This is a genomic window from Halorubrum tropicale (genome assembly GCF_001280455.1).
Lineage (GTDB): Archaea > Halobacteriota > Halobacteria > Halobacteriales > Haloferacaceae > Halorubrum > Halorubrum tropicale.
Map to the genome: position 1 here is coordinate 47,716 of NZ_LIST01000006.1, position 22,806 is coordinate 70,521.

The window sequence follows — 22,806 nt, forward strand, 5'->3', positions numbered from 1 at the left end:
GCCGGCGGTCAGCCCCTCACGCCCCGTCTCGGTCGCCGTCAGGGGCGACGAGGTCGTCGTCGCCCCTCGGCGCTTCGAGCCGGACCGGGTGGTTCGCGTGTCGCGCGTGGGTCCGCGCCCAGCGCCGGGCGGGCCGCTCCGCCAGGAAGCGCTCGCCGTCCGGACAGCGCTCGCACCGAGCGATCCACGGGGTCACGTCGTCCGGGTAGTGGCCGGTGTGGCGCTCGTGGTCGATCGCGAACTGCTCGACCGCGTGGCCGCCGGGGTCGAGGCCGTCGATCTCGCGGTCGAGGTCCCACTCGCGGCCGCACCGCTCGCAGGACACGGTCGGTACCGCCCGGTCGTCGTCGAGGGACGCGTCGTCGGTCACGGGGACGCTTCGGACCGCACGCACTTGAACGGCGACCGCGCGGCGACCGAAGTCCGCCTCACAGCGCCGGCGGCTCGCCGCGCCCGATCACGATCTCCTGGCCCTCGACGTCCTCCAGGGCGGCGACGCGGCCGCCGATCTCGACGCGCCCCTCGTCGGTCTCGACGACGAGCGAGGCGACCTCCTCGGTGTCGACGAACGCGACGTCGACCACCTTCCCGCGCACCGTCACCTCCTCGCCGGTCTCGATGTCGCGCCCCTCGACCGTGGCGTAGAACTCCTCGCCGTCGAACTCCCGCACGTCCTTCACGGCGCGGCGGATCGAGGCGTAGCGGCGCGGGAAGGGCCGCTCCGCGCCGTCGGTGGCCAGCGTCTCGGCGGTCGTCCACAGGACGGTGCCGAAGAAGCCCGAGACGAGGAAGCCGAGCGCGGAGCGGTTGAAGATGACGCCGTAGCGCTCGCGGTCGTCGCGCAGCGCGTCTTGCGTGGCGTACACGGAGTACTCGCCGTCGCCGACCGCGAGGACCGGCGTGGTGATCCCGCGGCGGGCGCGCGCGATGGTCGCGACCTCGAGGTAGTCGAACTCCGCCGGGTCCGGCGCGTTCGACGCGGGCGTGACGAGCAGTTCGACGCTGACGCCCGCCGCGACCTTCGCGGCGAGCTCGTCGCGGAACCGCCGGAGGAGGCCGGGCGTGAGCGACACCGCGAGCTCGTACTCCGCGTTCTCGATCACCTCCTCGATGTACCGGAGGATCGTCGAGCGCGACTTCACGAGCGACACCGCCTCGGTCTCCCTGGTCGGCGCGGTGTAGCGGGCCTCGAGTTCGTCGACCATCTCCGTGAACGACGAGCGGAGCTCGCCGAACGCGTCGTCGGGGTCGACGGCCACGATCTTCATCGGTCGGGACTCGCGGAGCTCGACGAGCCCGCGGTCCGAGAGGCTCCGGACCGTGTCGTACACCCGCGGCTGCGGGATGTCGGTCCGGTCGGCGATGTCGCTCGCCGTCAGTTCCCCGTGTTCCAACACCGCGAGGTACGCGTCGATCTCGTACTCGCCGAGGTTGAACCGGTCCCCGACGCGGTCGAGGGTGTCCCGGAGATCGTCTGTCATAGTCCGACGAAGGGGGGCGGGGATTATAGCTTTTTACTATGAGTCGAGTTGTACGCGTTTTCAGAGTTCGCTCCTCCACCCCCGTGACGACCGACCGGTCACAGATACGTCCGGTCGTCGCTCCCCTCCGGCTCCCGCTCTTCGATCCGCTCGGCGAGGTCCTCGTAGCGCCGCCGGATCTCCTCCGCGAACGCCTCTAAGTGGGTCGCGTCCACGCCGAGGTCGTAGGTCGCGTTCGCCGTGTCGACGAGCGGCACCGCGGCGCCGACGTTCAGCCCGCTCGGGGTCGCCGCGCTCGCGCTGTCCGCCCGGGGCGTCCGCAGGGAGAAACGCTTTTTCGGATGGCCGTCCGCGAGTCATCATGGTCTTCCCGGAGGTGACGCCGATCGTCGGGGTCGTCTCCCGGCTCGCCAGTCTCGGCTCTCGGCTCGCCGAGCTGCCGGGAGCGGGGCTGTTCACCGTGATCGCCTCCGTCGCGGTGGGCGTCGTCCTCGCAAACTTCCTGGTCCGGCTGATCGGTCGCCCCGTGGCGCAGCGGGTGTCCCGCCAGAGCGTCGCACAGACGATCGTCCGCGGCGTCCGGGCGGGAACGATCGGGGCCGCACTGCTCGTGGGACTGGGCGCCGCCGGGTTCCAGTTCGCCGACCTCCTCCTCGGGACGGCGGTGTTCTCGGCCGTCATCGGTATCATCCTCGCGCCGCTTGTCGGGAACTTCATCAACGGCGTGTTCGTCCTCGCCGACCAGCCGTTCGAGATCGGCGACATGATCGAGTTGGAGGACGGGACCGCCGGGTTCGTCGAGGACATCACCATCCGGTACACGAAGATCTTCACCGTCGACAACACCTTCCTCGTCGTGCCGAACGGGACGATGCGCGAACGCGACGTGACGAACCTCTCGGCCGAAGACGAGCGGACGCGCCGGTCTATCGACGTGCTGGTCACCTACGAGAGCGACATCCCGGAGGCGCGGCGGCTGATCGAGATGGCGGCGCGCGACTGCGACGCCGTCATCGACGGCGGCCCCGACATCCGGATCGGCGTGGCCCGGTACATGGCGGGCCCGGACTGTCGGCTCCACGAGTTCGCGGACGACGGGATCCTCCTCCGGCTGCGGTACTGGGTGAAGAAGCCGTACAAGCTCGCGAAGGTCCAATCGGACGTGAACACCCTGATCCGCGAGCGCCTCGCCGACGCGGACGTGGAGATGGCGTACCCGCACCGGCACCTCGTCTTCGACGACACGTCGGGCGTCGCCCGCGTCGACGCCGGGAGCGAGGCGCCGAGGGCCGTCGACCCCGACGCGCCGGCGGCAGATGCGTCGGAGGTCGGCGACGGCCCGGGCTCGGACGCCGCCGGCGACGGCGCCGCCCGGGGCGGCGTCGACTCCGAGCCCGACCGCGGCGACGTGAGCGGCGGCGGGGCCGGGTAACCGAATCGGAAGCCTGATAGAGCGCCCCCGGCGTGTTACGGCAGTGAGCGACGAGCCCGCTGCCGACTCCGACGGCTCCTCCGCCGACGGTTCGCCCGACGATCCCTCCGGCGACCGGCCGGACGACGTGGTCGCCGGCCCGTCGAGCGGTCCCGACGACGACGGTCCCCTCGACGACGAGTCGATCACCGAGGGGAGCCTCCTCCGCCCGCTGTTCCGACTGGCGTGGCCGATCGTCGTCATCCAGCTGCTACAGGTCACGTACAACATCGTCGACACCCTCTACCTCGGCCGGCTCTCCGCGGAGGCCGTCGGCGCGATCAGCCTCGCGTTCCCGCTCATCTTCCTGCTGATCGCGGTCGCCGGCGGCTTCACGACCGCGGGCGCGATCCTCGTCGCGCAGTACACTGGCGCCGACGGCGACGGGTCCGCCGGCCTCGTGGCCGGACAGACCATCTTCACCGTCTCGGTGCTGTCCGTGCTCATCGGCATCGGCGGGTACTTCTACACCCGACCGGCCCTGGAGACCCTCCCGAGCGACGCCGACACGGCCGCCACCGTGATCCCGCTCGCGGCCGACTACATGGAGGTGATATTCGCCGGGATTCCCCTGATGTTCGGGTTCTTCGTCTTCTCGGCGCTGATGCGCGGCTACGGCGACACGCGGACGCCGATGGCGGTCATGTTCGTCTCCGTCCTGTTGAACGTCCTGCTGGACCCGTTCTTCATCTTCGGGTTCGACGGGAATCCGCTGTTCCAGTGGCTGGCCGCGGTGCCGGGCGTCGCCGCGCTCGACCCGGTCGCGCTCGAGGCGACCCTGCTCTCGGCGACCGGGATCACCGGGTTCGGGATCCAGGGCGCCGCGCTCGCGACCATCCTCTCGCGGGGCGTCGCGACCGCCATCGGGATGTGGATCCTGTTCGGGACCGGCTACGGCCCGAACGTGACCGTCGGCCACCTCGCGCCCGACCTCGACTTCATCCGGGACATCTTCCGGCTCGGCCTCCCGTCCAGCGTCGAGCAGACGACGAGCGCCCTCGCGATGATCACGCTCACCGCGATGATCGTCACGTTCTCGCCGCCGGTGGTCGCCGCCTACGGCCTCGGCAACCGCCTCATCTCGCTCGTCTTCCTGCCCGCGATGGGGCTCGGGCGCGCCATCGACACGATGGTCGGGCAGAACCTCGGCGCGGACCGCGCCGACCGCGCCGGCAGGGCGGTGAAGTTCGCCGCCACGACGGGCGCGGGCGTGATGTTCCTCGTCGCCGTCGTTGCCGTGGCGTTCACGGAACCGATCGTCGGGGCGTTCCTCGGCGACGTGCCGGACGCGCCGGCGACCATCGGCCACGCGGTCGACTACGTTCGGATCCGGTCGGTCGAGTTCGCCTTCATCGGCGTCTCGCAGGTAATCTTAGGCGCGTTCCGCGGCGCGGGCAACACGAAGACCGCGATGGTCATCTCCATCGTCACCCTCTGGGTCGGCCGGGTCGCGAGCGTGGCGTACCTCGTGTTCGTGGCCGACTGGGGCGAGACCGGCGTGTGGGTCGGGATGGCGCTCGGGAACGTCCTCGGCGCGGCGGTCGGCGTCGCGTGGTTCTCTCGGGGGACGTGGACCGAACGCTACATCGACGACCCGGACCCCGGCGTCGACCCCGTCGGCGACGACTGACCGCGCCGGGACCCGATCCCCCGTGCGCTCAGTGCCTGAACAGGTAGACGGCGTCGTCGTCACGGAGCAGACAGAACCGCGCGCCGTCGTTCTCGGGGAACGTCGTCCCCGCCTGCCGCGTGACGAAGAGCCGCGAGAAGACGTCGTCGCACACGGGACACGCCATCGCTTCCCTGTTCTCCCAGAGGCTCGTCCGGCCCGAGTCGCGGAGCTGTTTCAGTTCGTGGCGGTGGTCGTGGACGTCGAAGCCGGTCATGTAGGGGGGTTCGGCGGCGGGGTGTTCAACGTGTCCTCGCGAGTCTCAGTTCGGAGAACGCGCGCTTGGCTGGGGGCGCCGAGGGGGCGCGGCGCCGGTCAGCCTTCGAGGCGCATCGGCTGCGCTTCTCCGTAAGTGAGCGTCCGCCACACCCACTCGACCGGGCCGAACCGGAAATGGCGCAGCCAGAGCACCGAGAGCGGCACCTGAACCGCCCAGATGGCGACGACGATCCCCATCGCCTCGACGCGGCTGACGGAGCCGAACAGCCCGAGGCCGTGGCCGTAGAATATCGTCGTCGCGATCACCGTCTGGAGCAGGTAGTTCGTGAACGCGGTCCGGCCGACCGCGGCGAGCGCGCGGGTCACGAGCCCCTCGCCGCGCCGCCGGACGAACAGCGTGACGAGGCCGACATAGCCGCCGGCGACGAGGAGGCTCCCGACGTAGTTGAACTGCCGCCAGTACAGCGCGGCGCCCGCGCTCCAGTCGTTCGCCTCGACGTAGGCGACGCCCGCGACGACGATCGCGACGCCGACGACGCCGCCCGCGACGAGCCGCCGGTAGAACGCGGTCGAGCGCTCGGCGGTCAGCACGCCCCGCTTGTACAGCGCCATCCCGAGCAGCATCACGCCGCCGACCCGCCAGAAGCTCGACCCGATGAACCCGCTCGTCTGTCGCTGGAGCGAGGAGTCGACGCGGTGGCTCATCTGGTCGATCCACCCGCCGCGGTAGGCGGCCACCTGCTGCCGTATCGCGGCCTCCGAGGGCATCCACTGGCCGGCGATCGCCTCCCCGCCGATCGACACCGCCGCGAACAGTTCGATCGCGGGGACGAAGAGGAGGAAGATCCCCGCGAGGCCGGCGAGCCGGCGCGCGTCGAGGTCGCGGACGAACAGCAGGAAGATCCCGGTCAGCCCGTACGTGACGAGGATGTCGCCGTACCAGAGCAGGTACGCGTGGAGGAGTCCGATCGCGATCAGCACCGCGGTCCGGCGGAGGTGGAGGCGGACGGCGTCTTGGCCCTTCTCCGCTTTGCTCTCGATGAACAGGAGGACGCCGGCGCCGAACAGCGCCGAGAAGACCGTGATGAACTTCGACTGCGCGAACACGTGGCCAACGAACCACGCCCAGTAGTCGATCCCGGTGAAGTCGCCGTACACGTTGGGGTTCAGCAGGGTCTGCTCCGGCATCGAGAACACGCGGATGTTGATGACGAGGATGCCGAGCAGCGCGAACCCCCTGAGGGCGTCGAGGCTGGTGATCCGTTCGGAGGGCGGCGTCGGGCCGGGGTCGCTGGTCACGAGTTGTCGCCGGGAACGGTCCCCAACACCGAATAGGTTCCCATCGCGGAGGCCGTCGCCCGCCGGCCGACCGGTTCGGGCGGGGCGCGGTCAGTCCAGTCGGACCGCCGCGCCGGCCTCCGAGGACCGGTAGATGGCGTCGATGACGCGCTGGACGCGGAGCCCCTCCTCGACGGTGTTGATCGCGGGCGCCTCGCCCGCCGCGACCGCTTCGAGGAACGTCGCCTGCTCGGCCGCGTGAGCGTCCCCCTCGCGCGTCTCCACGCTCGCGTCCGTGAGGTGGTGGCCGCCGCCGACGCCCGCCTCGTGGACGGTGAGGTCGTCGCTGCCGCGGTCGAACGTCGCTCCCGCCTCGGTGCCCCGGACGACGAACTCGTCGGTCGCCGGGCGGTTCGTCGCCCACGCGACCTCCAGCGACACCGTGGAGCCGTCGGCCGCGCGGATGAACGCCGAGGCCGAGTCGTCGACGTCGAACCCCTCCGGCCCGGCGTCGTCGCCCCACATGTGGACGTACGCGTAGTCGTCGCGGCCGCCGAACTCCGAGCGCGTCTCGCCCGACACCTCGACGACCTCGGGGTGATCGAGGAAGTAGAGCGCGAGGTCGACCGCGTGGACGCCGATGTCGATGAGCGCGCCGCCGCCGGCGACGTCGGCGGAGGTGAACCACGACCCGCGCCCGGGGACGCCGCGCCGCCGCACGTAGTTCGCCTCGACGTGCGTGGTCTCCCCGAATCGCCCCTCGTCCTGGTAGTGTTTGATCACCCGGACCGGCTCCGCGAACCGGTTGTTGAACCCGACCATACAGAACCCCTCGGCGTCGCGGGCGGCGTCGGCGATGCGCTCGGCGCTCGCTACCGTGTGCGCCAGCGGCTTCTCCAAGAGCACGTCGAGGCCGGCTCCCAGCGCCGAGGTGGCGTACTCCTCGTGGAAGCGGTTCGGCGTGGTGACCAACACGGCGTCGCACTCCTCGTAGAGGGCCGCCTCGTCCTCGTACGCGGGGAGGCCGAACTCCTCGTGGAACCGCGCGCGGGCGTCGCCGTCGATGTCCATGCCGCCGACCAGATTCGCGCCGCGCTCGACCAGCTTCGTCGCGTGGTGGGACCCGATGCCGCCGAGGCCGACGATGCCGACGGCGACGTCGTTCGGATGCGTCATGGGCGGGATTCACGACGGGTGTTGTTAAGACTCACGTCCGGGTGAACGCGGTGGGACTCGGGGACTCGATCGATCGAGTCCAGGTCACAGGGGGTCCGCGAGAGCCGCGGTTACGCCGCCGGGACCGCGACGAGAGCGGTCACCGCGGCGTCGACGAGCGCCGTCGCGGCGTCGGTCACCGATGGCGTGATTCCGAGTGCGGTCGTCACGGCGTCCACCGCCGCGGGCGACATCGAGTCGACGACGTCGAAGAGGCCGCCGATCGAGTCGGCGCTCTCGGCCAGACCGTCGCGCGCGTCGAGCAGGGCCCGGAACTGCTCCGGTTCGCGGGCGATCACGAACCGGCCGACGACCGCGGTGGTCCCGAGGAACCCGAGGAGCGCGAGCGCCCGCGAGATCGCGAGCAGCTTCAACAGGACCGGGAGCGCCAGCCCGAGCGCGAGCGCGGCGACGACACCCGTGACGACTTCGCCCAGCGAGCCGCCGTCCGCGAGGTCGACGACGCCGGCCCCGGAGAGGAGGACGAACCCGCCGACGAGGAGGGCCAACGACCCCCACATAAACGCCGCCAGCAGGCGGACGGGACCGTCGTATCCGCCGCCGGCGTCGTCCGGCACGTCGTCGTGGACCCACGGGTTACGCATACGCGCAGTCGGGAGCAGACCCAGATATAGTTCGCTTCAGATCTCGGAAACGCCGGGCGTGAAACGGAGCGGCTACTCGCCGGGGCGAGGGCCGGTCATCCACTCGCTCGCCTGCGGTTCGCCCGGGTCGGTGACGACCTCCACGAGCGCCGGTCCCTCCCGGATCCGGGCGCGCTCGACGGCGTCGCCGACCGCGTCGCGCTCGCGGACGCGCTCCGCGGGCAGCCCCATCCCGGACGCGACCGCGACGAGGTCGAGGCCGGTCTCCGCCCAGCCGTAGCTCCCGGCCGAGAAGTCGTACGAGCGCTCCGCCTCCTCGCTGATGATCGCGTAGTCGTCGTTGTTGAGCGCGACGACGGTGACGTCGATCCCCTCGCTCGCCAGCGTGTGGAGCTCGTGGACGCACATCATGAGCCCGCCGTCGCCGGTGAGCGCGACGACGTCGCGCTCCGGGTTCGCCAGCTTGGCCCCCATCGCCGAGGGGAGCCCGGTCCCCATCGTCGCCCACGAGCCGGGGTTGACGTACGACCGCGGCCCCGCGGCGGGGAACGAGACGAGCGTCCACAGCCGGAACCCGCCCGCGTCGGCCGTGACGACGGCGTCCTCGGGGACCGCGTCGCGCACCGCGGAGAGCACCTCGACGGAGCGGAGCGGATCGTCGGAACCGCGGTCCTCCGAGAGCGCGGCGAACCGATCGCGGTCGGCCGCGCGGACGGCCTCGGCGCGCGCGGCGCCGGCGCGCTCGCGACTCGCCGGGGGCTCTCCGTCGAGCGCGCCGTCGAGGTCGCGCAGGAAGCGGTCGGCGTCGGCGACGACGCCGAGGTCGACGTCGTAGCCGAACCCCACGTCGTCGCCGTCGAGCGTGACGTGGATCAGCGTCTCCGGCATCGAGACGGACCACGAGGCGGTCGCGACCGCGTCGAGGTCGGAGCCGACGACGAGGCCGACGTCCGCGCCCGCGAGCAGGTCGCGGAGGTCCGCGCTCGCGCCGCCACAGAGGACGCCGGCCGACAGCGGGTGGGTCTCGGGCAGCGTCCCCTTCCCTTTGTACGTCGTCACCACGGGAGCGTCCAGGGTCTCGGCGACCGACCGGAGCGCCTCGCTCGCGCCCGATCGCCTGACGCCGCCGCCCACGAGGACGACCGGCGTCGCCGCGTCGGCCAAGGGGTCCGCAGCGTCTCGCACCGCGTCCGGGGGCGCGGTCGGCGGCGGCGAGGGGTCGCGGTCGCCGACGGCCGGCTGCGGCGTGCGGCTCGCGAGCACGTCCTTCGGGATCCCGACGCGGACCGGCCCCTGCGGGTGTTCGCGCGCGGTGCGGATCGCCTCGACGACCGCGGGGACCGCGCCCGCCGGCGAGTCGACGAGGACGTTCTCCTTGACGACTGTGTCGTACGTCTCCGGCGGCGTCTCGTGGATGCCGTCGCCGCCGCGGACCGACCGCTCGGTCTCCACGGCGAGGTGGAGCAGCGGGACGCAGTCGTTGAGGGCGTTCTTCAGCCCGTTCATCGCGTTGGTGTCTCCCGGACCGGGGACGACGCAGGTGGCCGCCATCGCGCCCGGCTCGCTCGTCTCGGCGTACCCCCACGCCTGATGCGGGACGGCCGTCTCGTGGCGGGCGACGACGAACCGCGCGTCGCGGTCGGCGAGCGCCCGGTTCAGCGGGAGCGTCTGCTTGCCGGGGATACCGAAGACGGTGTCGACGCCGCGGTCGAGCATGGCGTCGACGACCGCCTCGGCGACGGTCGGGGGCGGGTCGTCGGGCGCGGTCGGATCCGCCGCGGGCGAGGGCTCGTCAGCGTCCATGTCGCGAAGTCGCCGGAGTGCGTGTTGAAATCTTCGCCCGGCGACGGTATGTGGTCGGGTCCGGGGCGTCGGCGATGACGCGAAGGGAACCCCCGAGGGACGCGACGACGCCCCGCGGTACATACACACTTATCCTCACGTGCGTTGTCATATGGTATGAATGCGCTTACCAGAGACGCGGGACCTGTTCGCGAGGAAGTTAGAGTTTCCGGCGCCCCGGAGTGAGGTACTGGAGACGGTCGGTGACACGACGCTGTCGCCGCCGGACGGCGAGTCAACGACGATCCGGGCGGTCGTCGACCGATCGGACGTCGAGACGTTCGACTCGGCGGACGACCTCTACGACACGCTGATGATGCTCGTCGGCGCCCAGTTCATCGGCCGTCGGTACTACGACGACCGCGGCGGGATGCCGGGCGACGAGGAGAACGAGGTGAGCTTCTGATGTCCGTCACGCTCGTGTCGGGAGTCAACGGCGTCGGCCTCTCCAGCGTCTGTCAGGCGGTTCGACGCGGACTCGGCGACGGGTACAAGCTGATCAACTTCGGCGACGTGATGCTCGAACAGGCGGCGGCGATGGGCATCACGACCGAGCGGGCCCAGCTCGGCACGCTCTCGCAGACGGAGACGCGTCGCCTCCAGCGTCGCGCCGGCGAGTTCGTCGCCGAGGAGGCGGCGACGACGAACGTGATCCTCTCGACGCACCTCGCGGTCGAAACGCAGACCGGCTACGTCCAGGGGCTCCCGGTCGAAGTGCTCGAAGACGTCTCGCCGGACGCGTTCGTCCTCGTGGAGGCGGAGCCGTCGACGATCCTCAAACGGCGGCGGGAGAGCGACCGCGACCTCGACGGGGTCACCGAACGGCAGATCGACTTCGAGCAGGACCTCAACCGCTCCGCGGCGCTCCAGTACGCGAGGGACCAGAACGCGCCCGTGCGGTTCGTCGAGAACGAGGGAGCGATCGGAGCGGCGGCCGAGAGCCTGGCGGACTCGCTCTGACGGGCCGACTCGGGTCTCCCCGGACCCCCGGCGAAAGGGACCGCGCCTCCGGTCACTCCGCGACGTTCGTCTCGCGGACGCGGACGCCCTTCCGGCCGAGGTGGCGCATCTGCCGCTGGGCGAACTCCTCCTCGCTCGACCCGCGCGTCGCGAGGACGTAGACGAGCGCGGAGCCGGTGGGGCGCATCGTCCGGCCGGCGCGCTGCGACCCCTGTCGCCGGGAGCCGCCGAGCCCGCTCGCGACGACCGCGAGTTCCGCGTTCGGGAGGTCGATCCCCTCGTCACCGACGCGGGAGACGACGAGCACGTCGAGGTCGCCGTCGGCGTCCTCGTCGGTGTCGTCCGTCGCGCGGAACCGGCGGAACAGCTCCGCGCGCTCGCGGTGCGGCGTCTCGCCGCTGACGAACGGGACGCCGAGCGCGTCGGCGATCGCCTCCCCGTGGTCGAGGTACTCGACGAAGACGAGCGCCTTCTTGTCGCGGTGCGCGGCGAGCAGGTAGCGGATCTCCTCGACCTTGGCGGGGTTCTCGGCCGCGAGCCGTCTGCGCTCCCGCCCGTCCGCGGCCGCGTACTCGTTGCGGGCCATCTCCTCGCGCCACGGGACGTACCGGATCTCGACCTCGGGCTCCTGGACGAAGCCGGCCTCGAACAGCGCGTCCCAGTCCGCGCCGATGGGCTGACCGATCAGGGTGTATATCTCCTCCTCGCTGCCGGTCTCGCTGACGGGCGTCGCCGAGAGCCCGAGCCGGTGCTTGCTCTGGAGCTCGGCGGTCCGGGAGTAGACGGGGGCGCTGACGTGGTGTGCCTCGTCGAAGCAGATCAGCCCCCACTCGCGGGAGTCGAAGAGGCTCCGGTGGCGGTCCATCCCCGCGATCTGGTAGGTCGCGATCGTGACGGGGCTGATGTCCTTCGTCCCGCCGTGATACAGCCCGATGTCCGCCGGGTCGACCGTCGAGTGGTCGAGCAGCTCCTCGCGCCACTGCTCGGCGAGTTCGCGGGAGGGGACCAAGATGAGCGTCTCGCCCCCGACCGCGGCGATCGTCGCGATCGCGGCGACGGTCTTGCCGGAGCCCGGCGGGCCGACGTACACCCCGGACTTGCGGTCGAGGAACGTCTCCACCCACGTGGCCTGGTAGTCGCGGAGGTCGGTCGTGAGTTCGATCTCGACGGGGTCGCCCGTCTCTAAGTCGCGGTCGTCCTCGACGGGGTAGCCGGCGTCGTAGAGCGCGCGCTTGACCGCCGCGACCGCCGCCTCGTTGACCCACGCCTCCGTGTCCGAGATGGGCGCGCGGAGGTGGTCGTCGTCGAGGTGCTGGTCGGCGACGTTCCCCATCAGGTTCTCCGAGGCGGCTTCGAGGACGACGTAATCGTCCTCGTGGGTGTACAGCCGGAACCGGTGCGCGCGCCGCCACTGGTCGCGCACCCAGTCTTCGAGGTGGTCGTACCGGCGGGGCAGCACCGAGCGGAGCGCGCCGACGAGCCCGTCGTCGTCGTCGAACGGCGCGGCCCACACGTCCTCCTGCCGGATCCGATAGAGGTAGCCGCGGGTCCCCGGCTCGGTGCCGGTGGTGTCGACGAGGTTCGCGAACTGCGAGAGCCGCGCGCGGGTGTACTGGGTAGGTCGGTCGACGACGATCTCGCGGCGCTTCGGGAAGACCACGACGCGCTCGCGGCTCGCCAACGCCCCCCAGTCGCGGGGGTAGAACACCACGGGGTCGGCCTCGACGTCGAGCCGGTCCACGTCGCCGCGGTCGACGAGCGCGGCGAGCGCGTCTCGGGCCGCGGCCTGCGAGGTTCCGAGTCTGCGCGCGACCTCGCTCGCGGTCGTGACCGGCCGCTCCTCGGCTTCGAGCGCCTCGTGAAAGCGGTCGAGTGAGATGTCGTCGTCGGATTCGGCGGCATCGTCGCCGGCGGGGCCGTCGCCGGTGTCGTCGGTCATCACCGTCGCTTCGACCGCGAGGCGGAAAGGGGTAGCGTCACCGGGCAGGCGGTCCGAGCGGCGACGGCGCTCGACACAAGGCATATCCGAGAGCTTCGAAAAACGCTCGACCGCATGTTAGACGCCGAATTCCAGGTGTGTACCGAGTGCGGCAACCTCCACATGGAAGGCGGTGCGGCCCCGGACTACGTGGAGGAGTGCGCGGCGTGCGGCGGCCACGTCACCGACGTCGAACTCGACGACTTCATCGGATTATAACCGACGCCAGAGAGTCGTCCGAGCCGATTCCGCGTCCGAGACGGCGATCCGGTCGGCTAGTTATCAATAGCTGCTACCGTCGACACGCACACCGCCGAAGCCCCGGTCGCGAGGCGGGGGCACGCTCGTTGCGGTCCTCAGTCGCTCGCTTCGCTCGCCCCTTGCGGTCCTTGTCTCGCCTGCCCCCGCCTCGCGACTGCCCCTTCGAGTCTCGCCACCGCACCGCAGACTCACGGCCGAGCGGTATTCGTCGCTCGACAGTTGTGTATAAATGGATACGTCGGAGCTCGGCCGCTACCGTCCGGGCGACCGCTGTCGACACCGCCGCGACGTGATCCCCTCCTTCGAGCGGAACCGGCAGCCGCACTCCGTACAGCGCACGAACGGCTCGCCGGGCTCGGTTTCGAGTCGATGCTCGCCCACCTCGAACGGGCGGGTAACCGTTCGGGGGCGGATCCGGTCGGGAATCGGCGTCGCGGCCGACTCGCTCAGCGCGGCCCGCACGGCGATGGTGTCGACGTCGACGCCGTCCCACCGCGGGGCCTCTAACGCCGCCTCGCGGTCCGCGACCTCGGTCCAGCCGGTGACGACGACCGGAGAGTCCGTCTCGGTGTCGCTCACGACCACGACGAAGCGGACGCCCCCCTCGACGAGGGCGAACCGCCAGCCGTCGGTGCTGTTCCACCGCAACTGACCCTCCCGGATCGCGTCGCTCACGGTGCGCGTCGACACGTACCGACCGGGCTGTTCGAGCCGCTCGCGGAAGTGGTCGGTCAGCGCGTACAGAGAGGGGTCCCGGACCGGCGGATCCTCCGGCGTCCGGGCGGCGGCCTCCCCGCCGTGCGGCGGGTCGACCGACCGATAGTCCGCGGACCGATCGGTTCGTCCGGCCCGAGCGCGGCGGCACGCCGGCGACTCCGGCGGGGACCGGTGTCGCGCGTCTGCCTGCCGGCTCGCTGCGGCGGTCGTGGAGGCGGTCCGACGCTCCGTCGATCCGGGCCCGAGGGGCTCCGCGTCCCCCGACCCGCCCTGTCGGGATGCCACTACACCACCGTACCGAGCGCGCTCTTAAGTGTGTTACGCCGACACAGAGGCCGCGGTCCCCGCGGCTTCGAGCCGGGAGGGCGGCCGGAGGTCCGCGCCGTCGACCTCGCTCGTCTCGGCGGAGGACTCGGCCTCGTCGAACGCCCAGAGGCCGGCGCCGCGTTCCCTCGCGTCCGCCTCGGCGGCCGCGTACGCGTCGCGTTTCGCGAACTCGGTGTCGTAGAGCCGCGCGTATCCCTCCCTCAGCAGGCGCTCGTTGAAGTCCTCGCCGTCGACGTACAGCACCGCGAGCAGGCGCCCGTAGCCGCCTCGGCGGTCGCCCCCGGTCACGACCGTGACCTCCTCGCCGGCGAGTTCCGGCTCCGCGAACGCCGACGCCTCGCCGCCCCACGTCGCGAGGTGCGTGCGTCCGGCCTCCGTCTCCGGGATGCCCTCGAACTCGGCGGGGGAGGTCGACTCCGCGCTCGTCTCGGGCGTGTCGACGCCGAGGAGCCTGACGGTGTCGACCTCGCCGTTCGGGAACTCGACCTCCATCGTGTCGCCGTCGACGACGCGGACGACGGTGCCCGTCCACGCCGTGTCGGCCGTGTCGTCGGGGTCGACGCCGTCCGGATCGGCGGGCGGCGAGTCGAGGGCGGTGGGCTGCGAGTCGGAGCCCGTGTCCGGGACCGGCGCGCCGGCGCAGCCGGCCAGTAGGACGAGGGCGACGAGGGCGATCAGCCGCCAGCGAACGCTCATAGCCACTTGTAGCCGGGAGCCGTAAAAAGTCGGGTGGTGGCGGCCCTGCCGTCACGCTCGGCCGCGATCGAGCGGTTTCGCTGACCGATACACGTAGGATCTTTCGTCCGGGTGAACGTGAAGCGTGGGAGGAAGGGATCGAGGAAGCCGACGACATGAGCGAGCTGATGACGACCGGCGAGGCGCTATATGCGGCTATGGTCGATCGGGAGGGCGTCGACGAGGTCGTTAGTGAGCATACCGAGGAGCGGACTCAGGCGTTTGTGTAGCTTTTTGGAGGACGTTCGCCCCCCTAACCGCATTCAGAGATCGCTATTTTACTGGTTCTGTCTGATCAGTTAACTGATCGTTAAATAGCTCATCAATGAGTTCGAGTAAACGCTCACGGAGCGTGTTAACATCTGTTTTGAGCGTGCTACCTTCCTTATGATGAGCCATCCACCGACGTTCGGCACCATTGACCCTATCTAGGTAGCTAATCGTGCGCTGACTCGCTGGTGTGTTATGTCGGATTCCGTCTACAAGATTTGAATACTTGTAGAGTACACCGGCATCGGATTTTTCGTGTTCAATGACATCTTTATCTCCGGTCCGTTTCAGATAATCTATTATAACCCATTCAATGCCGTGAATGTAGCAACTTAGTGCGGCGTTAAGATGATCGCGTTGGAAACTGGAATCACCCTCGTCAATGTACTGTATCGCGGTTCTACCATATTCTGTCTCTCTGAGAATGTCCCGATATTTCTGTCCAAGAGAGTTGTCAAGTAATTCTGCTTCTGTGTGTGGTTCTTGGAATGTTTCTGCTTCGATTCTCCGAGCATACTTTGTGATTCTTTGCTTCGTCGTGCTGATAGCACTCTTCACGTCATATTCTTCATTAGGATCAAGCATTCCCTGATGCTGTTGTTGTAGCAACACAGGTCGCGCAATTACTTCAATTTCGTACCCTTCAGTTCCATTCTGGATAGAGATGGTTCGAAAGTGAAAATCGATTTCAAACGGAATATCAGCGCGTTTTCTTTTAAGCCGGTTATGGTACTTGTCAGTAAGAATATCTTGTTTTTCTCTCTCCGAAGCAAGGCCCAGTTTTTCTTTGAATTTGAATGAGAGTGGCAGTTCTGGCTTTGTGATTTCTAAGCGGAAAGTCATAGTACGGGACTCAGGCAGAAATGGAAGGTCTCCTTGATTGACCCGCTTGTACCCATCTTGTAATACGGTTCTGCTAAGATACTTTTTAATATTGGAAAGAGCGGCTTCCTCGTGCTCGCCAGGTATGAAGTAATTTGCTTTAACGATGATCTCATCAGGATCAAGAGGAGGCTTCATACTCACACTAGCTAGTCAACGAGTTGTTTAGGTAAAAAATGTGTGCTATAATTGATATACTAACTATATTCAATAGACAGTGTATATCACGCGTTCTTTCATTCAGAAAAGAATTATCAAAAGCCCTCTATTCGCTTTAGCATAGGGTAAACAGCTCTTTTGCACACCTGATCGAGCGGTGTCGGATACGGCGTCATATGCTCGATCACATCGTCAAGCGTGACGAGCAGGCCGATGAGCGCGAAGCCCGCACCCGTTGCCGGGTAGTACGGCCAGATCGACGCGAAACCGAACAGCGACAGCGCCACGCCGACGTAGCAGTGGTGCGACCCAACATGTCCGAGTTAATCTCGCACCGAGAGTATAGGCGTCAACCGCTCGCTGTCGCTCACGAGTGGTGAGGTTCAGTCTGCCCTCCCAGAATTGAACTCGCCGAGACAGTCCGGGCGTGCGGCTCGCTTCGCTCGCCGTTCCGGGCTGTGACTCGTCTGCTCAATTCGGTCCGTGAGACTTCTCACTGCTCACGTTGTTCGCAACAGAAGTCCGCCCTCCCCGAATTGAACGGGGGACAAGTCGATCTACAGTCGACTGCTCTACCAGGCTGAGCTAAGGGCGGTTAACGAAACATAGCCGCCGGATTCGACTTAAGGGTTCCCTTTCAGAACAGGTGTGATCCGCCGTACCGCAGCGCGGATCGACCGACTCGACGGCCGCCTCGCGCCGCGTTCCCGTCGCGCCGCCGCGCGGCAGTTAAGTCGCTCGCGGCGGGAGCGAGGGCATGGCCGACGGCGACGACAGACAGGCGACGTTCGGGTCGGACGGGAGCCTCGAAACCGAGACGACGCCGGACGCGACGGGCGAGAACGACTTCGGCGAGGAGAAGGAGCCGAACGAGACGGACGGCGGGTACAGCCGGTACGTCGTCTCCAGCCTCCTCCAGAAGGCGGTCCGGCGCTCCGACGAGGAGGTCGCGGCGTGGGCGGCCTGGGAGCTGGCCCGCTCCGGGTACGCCTGGAACCTCTGGGACCGCCTCAACCTCTACGTCGTCGAGGACCTCCGCGCGGGCGACGAGGTCGCGCTCCTGATCGACCGCTACGAGGAGCTCGCCACCGAGCGCTGGGAGCCGGACGCGTGGAAGGGGCGCCTCTGTGCGATTCACGCCGCGCTCGCGGCCGCCCGCGCCCGCTCAACCCGAGAGGCGTCGAACGCGGACGCCTACTTCTCCGCCGTCGCAGAGGTCCGCGCCGAGGCCCGCGAGCGCGGCGAGGAGCCGGCGCACGACTTCCCGGTCGGTGATCTCGAACCGGAGGGCGAGTTCGACGCGGTCTTCGACGGCCACACCGGCGAGGGCTCGAAGCGCGGGCGCGGCACCCGCTTCTTCAACACCCACGGCGCCCGGGTCGGGCCGGAGGGCGAGGACGACCAGAGCGCGCGCTGGCAGCGCCTCGCGATGATCCTCGACGAGGACACCGAGTACGAGGCCGACGAGCTCGACCGCGCCGTCGAACCGGTCGACCCGAACGACCCGTGGGGTGAGCCCGGCGATGAGAGCGGGGGAGGAGACGGCGACGGGGAAGGCGACAGGAACGACGGCCAGGAGGGTGATCGGAACGTCGGTCAGGAGGGCGACGACGCTCCCGACGGCTCGCTCGACGATTTCGGGGCGTAAATCGCCGGGTCCGTCGTCGGCGCGTCGTCGTCGCAGCCGACTCGTCTCGGCCCGTCCCGTCGATCCCTGCTTCCGTCAACGCTTATGTCCGGGCGCGGTGATATGGCGGCCATGTCAGACGTCGCAATCGTCGGCGGTGGACCGGCCGGACTGAGCGCGGGACTGTTCGCGAGCAAGAACGGCCTCGACACCGTCCTCTTCGACACGGACGGGACGTGGATGCACAAGGCGCACCTGTTCAACTACCTCGGCGTCGGCTCCGTCGGCGGCAGCGAGTTCATGGCGACCGCGCGCCAGCAGGTCGACGACTTCGGCGTCGACCGCCATCAGGGCGAGGAGGTCACCGGCGTCGAGTCGACCGACGACGGCTTCGCCGTGACGACCGAGGAGGACGAGTACGAGGCCGACTACGTCGTCCTCGCGACGGGCGCGAACCGCGACCTCGCGGAGGAGCTGGGCTGCGCGTTCGACGACGACGACACCGTCAGCGTCGGCGTCTCGATGGAGACCAGCGTTGAGGGCGCCTACGCGACGGGTGCGATGGCCCGCGCCGAGGAGTGGCAGGCTGTCATCTCCGCGGGCGACGGCGCGGCCGCCGCGCTCAACATCCTCTCGAACGAGAAGGGCGAGCACTACCACGACTTCGACGTGCCGGACACCGCGGCCTCCGTGTTCGGCGGCCTGATCGACGACGGGGAGTGAGGCGGCGTCCGGCGCCTCGGTCGCGGGTCGTCGGCTCGATGCGCTCCCTCAGGGGCGCGAGAAGCGCCGTCTGACCGCGTCGACCGCGCGGCTCGCTCGCCGCCCGACCCCCATCGCCGCGAACGCGCCGCGGACGAACCAGTCGGTCGGGATCCGGTCCGGGAACGTCAGCGGGCCGACCCGCGAGACGCCCACCGTCCGCGTCTCCGTGTAGCGCCGGATCCCCTCCGGCCCGTGTCGCCGACCGAGCCCGGAGTCGCCGAACCCCCCCATCGGCGCGTCGTTCGCGCCCCACGTGGCGAGGAACGCGTCGTTGACGTTCACCGTGCCGCAGTCGATCTCGCGGGCGATCTCGGCGCCGCGCTCGCGGTCCGCGGTCCAGACGCTCGCGTTGAGCCCGTAGGGAGAGTCGTTCGCGGCCGCTATCGCCGCGTCGGCGTCCGGAACCGGCGTCACCGCGGCGACGGGTCCGAAGGTCTCCTCGCAGGCGACGGTCGCGTCGGGCTCGACGCCGGTCAGTATGGTGGGCTCGTAGCAGGAGGGTCCCACGTCAGGCCGCGCGCGGCCGCCGGTCTCGACGGTCGCGCCGCGCTCGCGGGCGTCCTCGACGTGCGACTCGACCCGGGCCAGCTGGTCGGCGTCGACGAGCGACCCGAGGTCGGCGTCGTAGTCGTACCCCGTGCCGAGCGTCACCGCCTCCGTCTCGCGAACGAACGCGTCGAGGAAGGCGTCGTACGCGGACTCGACGACGTAGATCCGCTCGGCGGAGAGGCAGAGCTGGCCCGCGTTCGAGAAGCAGGCCTGGACCGCGCCGCGGGCGGCCTCCTCGACGTCGGCGTCGCCGAGGACGACGAGCGGGTTGTTGCCGCCGAGCTCCAGCGAACAGCCGATCAGGTTCCGCCCCGCGCGCTCCGCGATCGTCCGCCCGGTCGCCGTGCTGCCGGTGAACGCGACGTAGTCGACCGCGTCGATCAGCGGCGGCCCGACCCGCGGCCCCTCGCCGGTGACCACCTGGAACAGGTCCGCCGGGAGGCCGGCGACCTCCAGCAGTTCGGAGAGCAGGAGGGCCCCGAACGGCGTCTTCTCGTCGGGCTTGAGCACGACCGCGTTGCCGGCGGCCAAGGCGGGGATCGCGTCCGCCATCGAGAGGGTGAGCGGGTAGTTCCACGGCGAGATGACTCCGACGACGCCGACCGGCTCGCGGGTGACCGTCGCGGTCGTGATCCCGGGCGCGACCCCCCGGCGGCGCTCCTCGGCCAGCGCGTCCGGCGCCTCGCTCGCGACGTACGCGCAGCCGGTCGGCACGTCGAACAGCTCCTCGACGGCGGTGCGCCGGGACTTGCCCGTCTCCAACTGCAGGAGGTCGAGCAGCGTCTCGCGACGGTCCGCGACGAGGTCGCCGAACCGGTCGACGACCCGGGCGCGCTCCGCCGCGGGCGTCTCGGCCCACTCGGCCTGCGCGTCTCGCGCGCGCTCGACGGCGGCCGCCACGTCGTCCGCGTCGCAGGCCGGCACGCGTCCGATCCGCTCGCCGGTCGCCGGGGCGAACACGTCGATGGCGTCGTCGCCGTCCGCCGGCCGCGAGCGGGCCACGCGCTCGGGGAGGTCGTCGAGGCGTCGCGAAGCGAGCGTCGGGGCGTCGCCGACCGCGGTGGGGAGATCCGTCGGGGGCATCGGATACCGTGACGACGGTCGGCGGAGGGAAAGCGGTACCGGCGGCGGAGAGGGGGAGGTGGATCGGGCGCCGGTCAGTCCGACGAGTCCTCGCGCCCCTCGACGGGGCCGGCCTCCTGCGCGACGGAGCGGGGTTCGTGCGCGACGGACCCCGTGGCGCCGTGTTCGGTGAGCATGTCGATCACCTCGAGCAGCAGCGAGACGACGAGGGGGCCGACGATGACCCCGACCGCGCCGAGCGTGAGGATGCCGCCGACGAAGCCGACGAAGTACAGCCCCGGGGATATCTTCCCGGTCCAGCCGGCGAGCCGGGTCCGGATCACCGCGTCGGGGACGAAGGCGACGACGACGAGGCCGATCACCAGCACGGCGATCGCTCGCCCGGGCTGACCGACGAGTACGTCGCCGGCGCCGAGAGCGACGATGAGGATGCTCGGGCCGACCACGGGGATGAACTGGAGGACGCCGGCGATCACGGCCAGCAGGACCGGCGAGCCGTAGCCGAGGACGCGGAACACCACGAGCGCGAGGAGGAACGTCGCCGCCGCCGTCGCCGCCTGAAGCACGTAGATCGAGTACAGCGTCCGTCGCGTCCGCTCGTGGAGCCGAGCGGGGACGTCGTGGTATTCCGGCGGCAGGACGCCGAAGACGGCGGCGCCGACCGCTCCCGGCCGGTAGAGGATGCCGTACACGAGGAAGGTGAACACGACGAGCTCCAAGACGAGGACGGGCGCCGCGCCCGCCAGCGCGAGCGCGACGTCGCGGACGAAGGCCTCGGCGGCCGCGACGTACGGCGCGACCTCGATCGCCGTCTCGAAGTCGCCGACGCTGATCGGGACGACGTCTGGAATCCCTTCGAGGATGGCGATCAGCTCCGCCCGGCGCTGGTACAGCGCGTACAGGAGCGGCGCCACGAGGAGCGTGGCGCCGAGGAAGGCGACCGCGGTGGCGACGCCGCAGGCGATCCGGCGTGGGAGTCCCCGGCCGACGAGCCGCTGCCGGAGGGGGTACAGGACGTACGCGACGGTGACCGCGAAGACGACCGTCCGCAGCACCTCCGCCAGCACGGCCGCCGCGAGCGTCGCCAGGGCGACGAACAGGGCGGCCAACAGCCGCTGCCGGTTGAGAACCATGTCACCCCGTCGCGATCGGCGAGGAAAGTCGTTGTGGTGGTCGCGGCCCGCCTCGAACCCGTACCGGGCGCCCGAGACCACAGCACCTAACCTCGCGCCTCCCCGATGACGCCCATGCGCATCGACCCGTTCGGCCTCGAACGCTGGTTCGCGGAGCACGAACACGAGGCCGACATCATGCTGGCCGAGAGCGGCGTCCGGTCGCTCGACGCGAGTCGGTTCGACCTCGACCCGGGGAAGCTCGGCTACGTCATCCCGACGAACGGCGACCCCGAGTTCCGGGCGTCCGTCGGCGACCGCTACGACCGGTCCGCCGACGAGGTCCTCTTCACGTGCGGCACCCAGGAGGCGAACTTCCTGACGTTCCTCTCGCTGCTCGGCGACGAGACCGCCGTCGACGGGGAGGGCGGGGAGACCGGCGTCGGCTCCGGCACCCACGCCGTCGTCGTCACGCCCACGTACCAGGCGCTCCACGCCGTGCCGGACGCCTTCGGGGACGTGACCCGCGTCGAGTTGGAGCCGCCCGAGTGGGAGCTGGACCCCGGCGCGGTCGCCGACGCGGCCCGCGACGACACCGCCGTGATCGTCGTCAACAACCCGAACAACCCCACCGGACAGTACCACGACGAGGCGGCGATGCGAGCGGTGTACGACGTCGCGGTCGAGCGCGACGCCTACCTGCTCTGCGACGAGGTGTACCGCCTGCTCGCCGACGAGCCGCAGCCGCCGGTCGCGAGCTACGGCGCGCACGGGATCTCGACCACGAGCCTGACGAAAGCGTACGGGCTCGCCGGGCTGCGGTTCGGCTGGATCGCCGGCCCGGAGCCCGTCGTCGAGCGCGCGTGGCAGTGGAAGGACTACACGACCATCTCGCCGAGCCTGTTCGGCCAACACGTCGCGAAGCAGGCGCTCGGCGCGCGCGAGGACCGCATCTTGACCGAGAACCGCGAGCTGGCGGCGGACCACCGCGATCGGGTCGCGGACTGGGTCGACGAGCACGGCCTCGACTGGCTCGACCCGGTCGGCGTCAACGCGTTCGTTACGGTCCCCGACGGGTTCGAGGACGCGGAGGCGTTCTGCCGGACGGTCGTCGACGAGGCGAGCGTCGTCCTCGCGCCCGGGAACCTGTTCGGCTTCCCGAGCCGGTTCCGGATCGGGTTCGGGCTCCCCACTGAGGAGTTAGCAGACGGGCTCGACCGCGTGAGCCGCGTGATCGAGGAGCGTGCGGCGGCGTCCGACGCGGCCGCGACGAGCGGAGGTGACGCCTGATGGGCCTGCTCGGCGACCTCAAGGACGACGTGGTCGGGCTCGTCCGCGACCCGACCGACGAGCAGAAGATCCTGGTGACCGCGGCCGTCGCCATCGCGATCGCCGACCGCGCGCTCTACTTCGTCGAATTCCCGTTCGTCGTGCGGACGACGGCCGCGGTCGGCGTCGGCTTCATCGTCATGTTCCTCGTCAGCTACCTGTACACGGGACAGCTCGTCCCGCCGGACGGGAACGTCGACGACGACGAGGAGCCGGAGGAGTACGTCGACGAGCTCGACCCGTAGACCGCTTTTTTCCGCGATCGGGGCGCC

The 22,806-nt window shown here is 69.8% G+C and carries 23 protein-coding genes, 1 tRNA gene and 1 pseudogene; 9 read left to right on the forward strand and 16 right to left on the reverse strand.

Annotated elements, in window-relative coordinates:
- Positions 1-16: 16 nt before the first annotated feature.
- From AMR74_RS13645 to AMR74_RS18625, 3 genes and pseudogenes are all read right to left on the reverse strand, one after another.
- Positions 17-370, reverse strand: a complete 354-nt coding sequence (locus AMR74_RS13645) for a hypothetical protein (protein ID WP_053772612.1) — start codon at positions 368-370, stop codon at positions 17-19.
- Positions 371-428: 58 nt separating this feature from the next.
- Positions 429-1,481: an HTH-type sugar sensing transcriptional regulator TrmB gene (gene trmB / locus AMR74_RS13650; protein WP_053772613.1), complete on the reverse strand. Its 1,053-nt coding sequence runs from the start codon at positions 1,479-1,481 to the stop codon at positions 429-431.
- 98 nt (positions 1,482-1,579) lie between these two features.
- Positions 1,580-1,753: pseudogene (locus AMR74_RS18625) on the reverse strand (proteasome assembly chaperone family protein); the annotation flags it as partial.
- Positions 1,754-1,842: 89 nt separating this feature from the next.
- Between AMR74_RS18625 and AMR74_RS13655 the strand changes: the two are divergent.
- Both AMR74_RS13655 and AMR74_RS13660 read left to right on the forward strand, forming a co-directional pair.
- Positions 1,843-2,913, forward strand: a complete 1,071-nt coding sequence (locus AMR74_RS13655) for a mechanosensitive ion channel family protein (RefSeq protein ID WP_053772614.1) — start codon at positions 1,843-1,845, stop codon at positions 2,911-2,913.
- Between the two features lie 43 nt (positions 2,914-2,956).
- Positions 2,957-4,582: an MATE family efflux transporter gene (locus AMR74_RS13660; protein WP_053772615.1), complete on the forward strand. Its 1,626-nt coding sequence runs from the start codon at positions 2,957-2,959 to the stop codon at positions 4,580-4,582.
- Between the two features lie 28 nt (positions 4,583-4,610).
- Here AMR74_RS13660 and AMR74_RS13665 read toward each other — a convergent pair whose 3' ends face one another.
- From AMR74_RS13665 to AMR74_RS13685, 5 genes are all read right to left on the reverse strand, one after another.
- Positions 4,611-4,838 carry a DUF7385 family protein gene (locus AMR74_RS13665; protein WP_053772616.1) on the reverse strand — a complete coding sequence of 76 codons (228 nt, stop codon included), beginning with the start codon at positions 4,836-4,838 and terminating at the stop codon, positions 4,611-4,613.
- Between the two features lie 98 nt (positions 4,839-4,936).
- Entirely contained in the window at positions 4,937-6,139 is a 1,203-nt protein-coding gene (locus tag AMR74_RS13670; protein WP_053772617.1) for a DUF418 domain-containing protein, read from the reverse strand.
- Positions 6,140-6,229: 90 nt separating this feature from the next.
- Positions 6,230-7,294, reverse strand: coding sequence for a Gfo/Idh/MocA family protein (locus tag AMR74_RS13675; protein WP_053772618.1), 1,065 nt, complete (start codon positions 7,292-7,294; stop codon positions 6,230-6,232).
- A 110-nt stretch (positions 7,295-7,404) separates the two neighbouring features.
- Positions 7,405-7,938 carry a hypothetical protein gene (locus AMR74_RS13680; RefSeq protein WP_053772619.1) on the reverse strand — a complete coding sequence of 178 codons (534 nt, stop codon included), beginning with the start codon at positions 7,936-7,938 and terminating at the stop codon, positions 7,405-7,407.
- A 72-nt stretch (positions 7,939-8,010) separates the two neighbouring features.
- Entirely contained in the window at positions 8,011-9,741 is a 1,731-nt protein-coding gene (locus AMR74_RS13685) for a thiamine pyrophosphate-binding protein (protein WP_053772620.1), read from the reverse strand.
- Positions 9,742-9,901: 160 nt separating this feature from the next.
- On the opposite strand from AMR74_RS13685, the gene AMR74_RS13690 reads away from it, so the two are divergent.
- Together AMR74_RS13690 and AMR74_RS13695 are read left to right on the forward strand one after the other, a co-directional pair.
- Entirely contained in the window at positions 9,902-10,186 is a 285-nt protein-coding gene (locus tag AMR74_RS13690; RefSeq protein WP_053772621.1) for a DUF5789 family protein, read from the forward strand.
- Positions 10,186-10,740: an adenylate kinase gene (locus AMR74_RS13695; RefSeq protein ID WP_053772622.1), complete on the forward strand. Its 555-nt coding sequence runs from the start codon at positions 10,186-10,188 to the stop codon at positions 10,738-10,740. The genes AMR74_RS13690 and AMR74_RS13695 overlap by 1 nt, the downstream gene beginning before the upstream one ends.
- 52 nt (positions 10,741-10,792) lie before the next feature.
- On the opposite strand, the gene AMR74_RS13700 is transcribed toward AMR74_RS13695, so the two are convergent.
- Positions 10,793-12,679 carry a DEAD/DEAH box helicase gene (locus AMR74_RS13700; RefSeq protein ID WP_053772623.1) on the reverse strand — a complete coding sequence of 629 codons (1,887 nt, stop codon included), beginning with the start codon at positions 12,677-12,679 and terminating at the stop codon, positions 10,793-10,795.
- A gap of 114 nt (positions 12,680-12,793) precedes the next feature.
- Here AMR74_RS13700 and AMR74_RS19210 point away from each other — a divergent pair, with 114 nt between their 5' ends.
- A complete protein-coding gene (locus AMR74_RS19210) occupies positions 12,794-12,937 on the forward strand; it encodes a hypothetical protein (RefSeq protein WP_167551923.1) in 144 nt (47 codons plus the stop codon).
- Between the two features lie 294 nt (positions 12,938-13,231).
- On the opposite strand, the gene AMR74_RS13705 is transcribed toward AMR74_RS19210, so the two are convergent.
- From AMR74_RS13705 to AMR74_RS13725, 5 genes are all read right to left on the reverse strand, one after another.
- The gene (locus tag AMR74_RS13705; RefSeq protein ID WP_053772624.1) at positions 13,232-13,981 is read right to left on the reverse strand and encodes a hypothetical protein; all 750 of its coding nucleotides are present in this window, start codon (positions 13,979-13,981) and stop codon (positions 13,232-13,234) included.
- A gap of 33 nt (positions 13,982-14,014) precedes the next feature.
- Entirely contained in the window at positions 14,015-14,719 is a 705-nt protein-coding gene (locus tag AMR74_RS13710; RefSeq protein WP_082356883.1) for a thermonuclease family protein, read from the reverse strand.
- Positions 14,720-15,031: 312 nt separating this feature from the next.
- Positions 15,032-16,054, reverse strand: a complete 1,023-nt coding sequence (locus tag AMR74_RS18630; RefSeq protein WP_139043011.1) for a hypothetical protein — start codon at positions 16,052-16,054, stop codon at positions 15,032-15,034.
- Between the two features lie 110 nt (positions 16,055-16,164).
- Positions 16,165-16,356 carry a hypothetical protein gene (locus AMR74_RS13720; protein WP_053772626.1) on the reverse strand — a complete coding sequence of 64 codons (192 nt, stop codon included), beginning with the start codon at positions 16,354-16,356 and terminating at the stop codon, positions 16,165-16,167.
- A gap of 234 nt (positions 16,357-16,590) precedes the next feature.
- Positions 16,591-16,664: transfer RNA gene (locus tag AMR74_RS13725), tRNA-Tyr, on the reverse strand.
- A 162-nt stretch (positions 16,665-16,826) separates the two neighbouring features.
- Here AMR74_RS13725 and AMR74_RS13730 point away from each other — a divergent pair.
- Complete coding sequence (locus AMR74_RS13730; RefSeq protein WP_053772627.1) at positions 16,827-17,717, forward strand: hypothetical protein; 891 nt, start codon at positions 16,827-16,829, stop codon at positions 17,715-17,717.
- 111 nt (positions 17,718-17,828) lie between these two features.
- On the forward strand, positions 17,829-18,419 hold the full coding sequence (locus AMR74_RS13735; protein ID WP_053772628.1) for an NAD(P)/FAD-dependent oxidoreductase: 591 nt from the start codon (positions 17,829-17,831) through the stop codon (positions 18,417-18,419).
- A 48-nt stretch (positions 18,420-18,467) separates the two neighbouring features.
- Here AMR74_RS13735 and AMR74_RS13740 read toward each other — a convergent pair whose 3' ends face one another.
- Positions 18,468-20,093 (reverse strand): succinic semialdehyde dehydrogenase, encoded by a 1,626-nt coding sequence (locus AMR74_RS13740; protein WP_053772629.1) that lies wholly within the window; start codon positions 20,091-20,093, stop codon positions 18,468-18,470.
- A 74-nt stretch (positions 20,094-20,167) separates the two neighbouring features.
- A complete protein-coding gene (locus AMR74_RS13745; RefSeq protein ID WP_053772788.1) occupies positions 20,168-21,226 on the reverse strand; it encodes an AI-2E family transporter in 1,059 nt (352 codons plus the stop codon).
- Positions 21,227-21,340: 114 nt separating this feature from the next.
- Between AMR74_RS13745 and AMR74_RS13750 the strand changes: the two genes are divergently transcribed.
- Positions 21,341-22,495: an aminotransferase class I/II-fold pyridoxal phosphate-dependent enzyme gene (locus tag AMR74_RS13750; RefSeq protein WP_053772630.1), complete on the forward strand. Its 1,155-nt coding sequence runs from the start codon at positions 21,341-21,343 to the stop codon at positions 22,493-22,495.
- Entirely contained in the window at positions 22,495-22,779 is a 285-nt protein-coding gene (locus AMR74_RS13755) for a hypothetical protein (protein ID WP_053772631.1), read from the forward strand. Before AMR74_RS13750 ends, AMR74_RS13755 begins: the two co-directional genes overlap by 1 nt.
- Positions 22,780-22,806 lie beyond the last annotated feature (27 nt).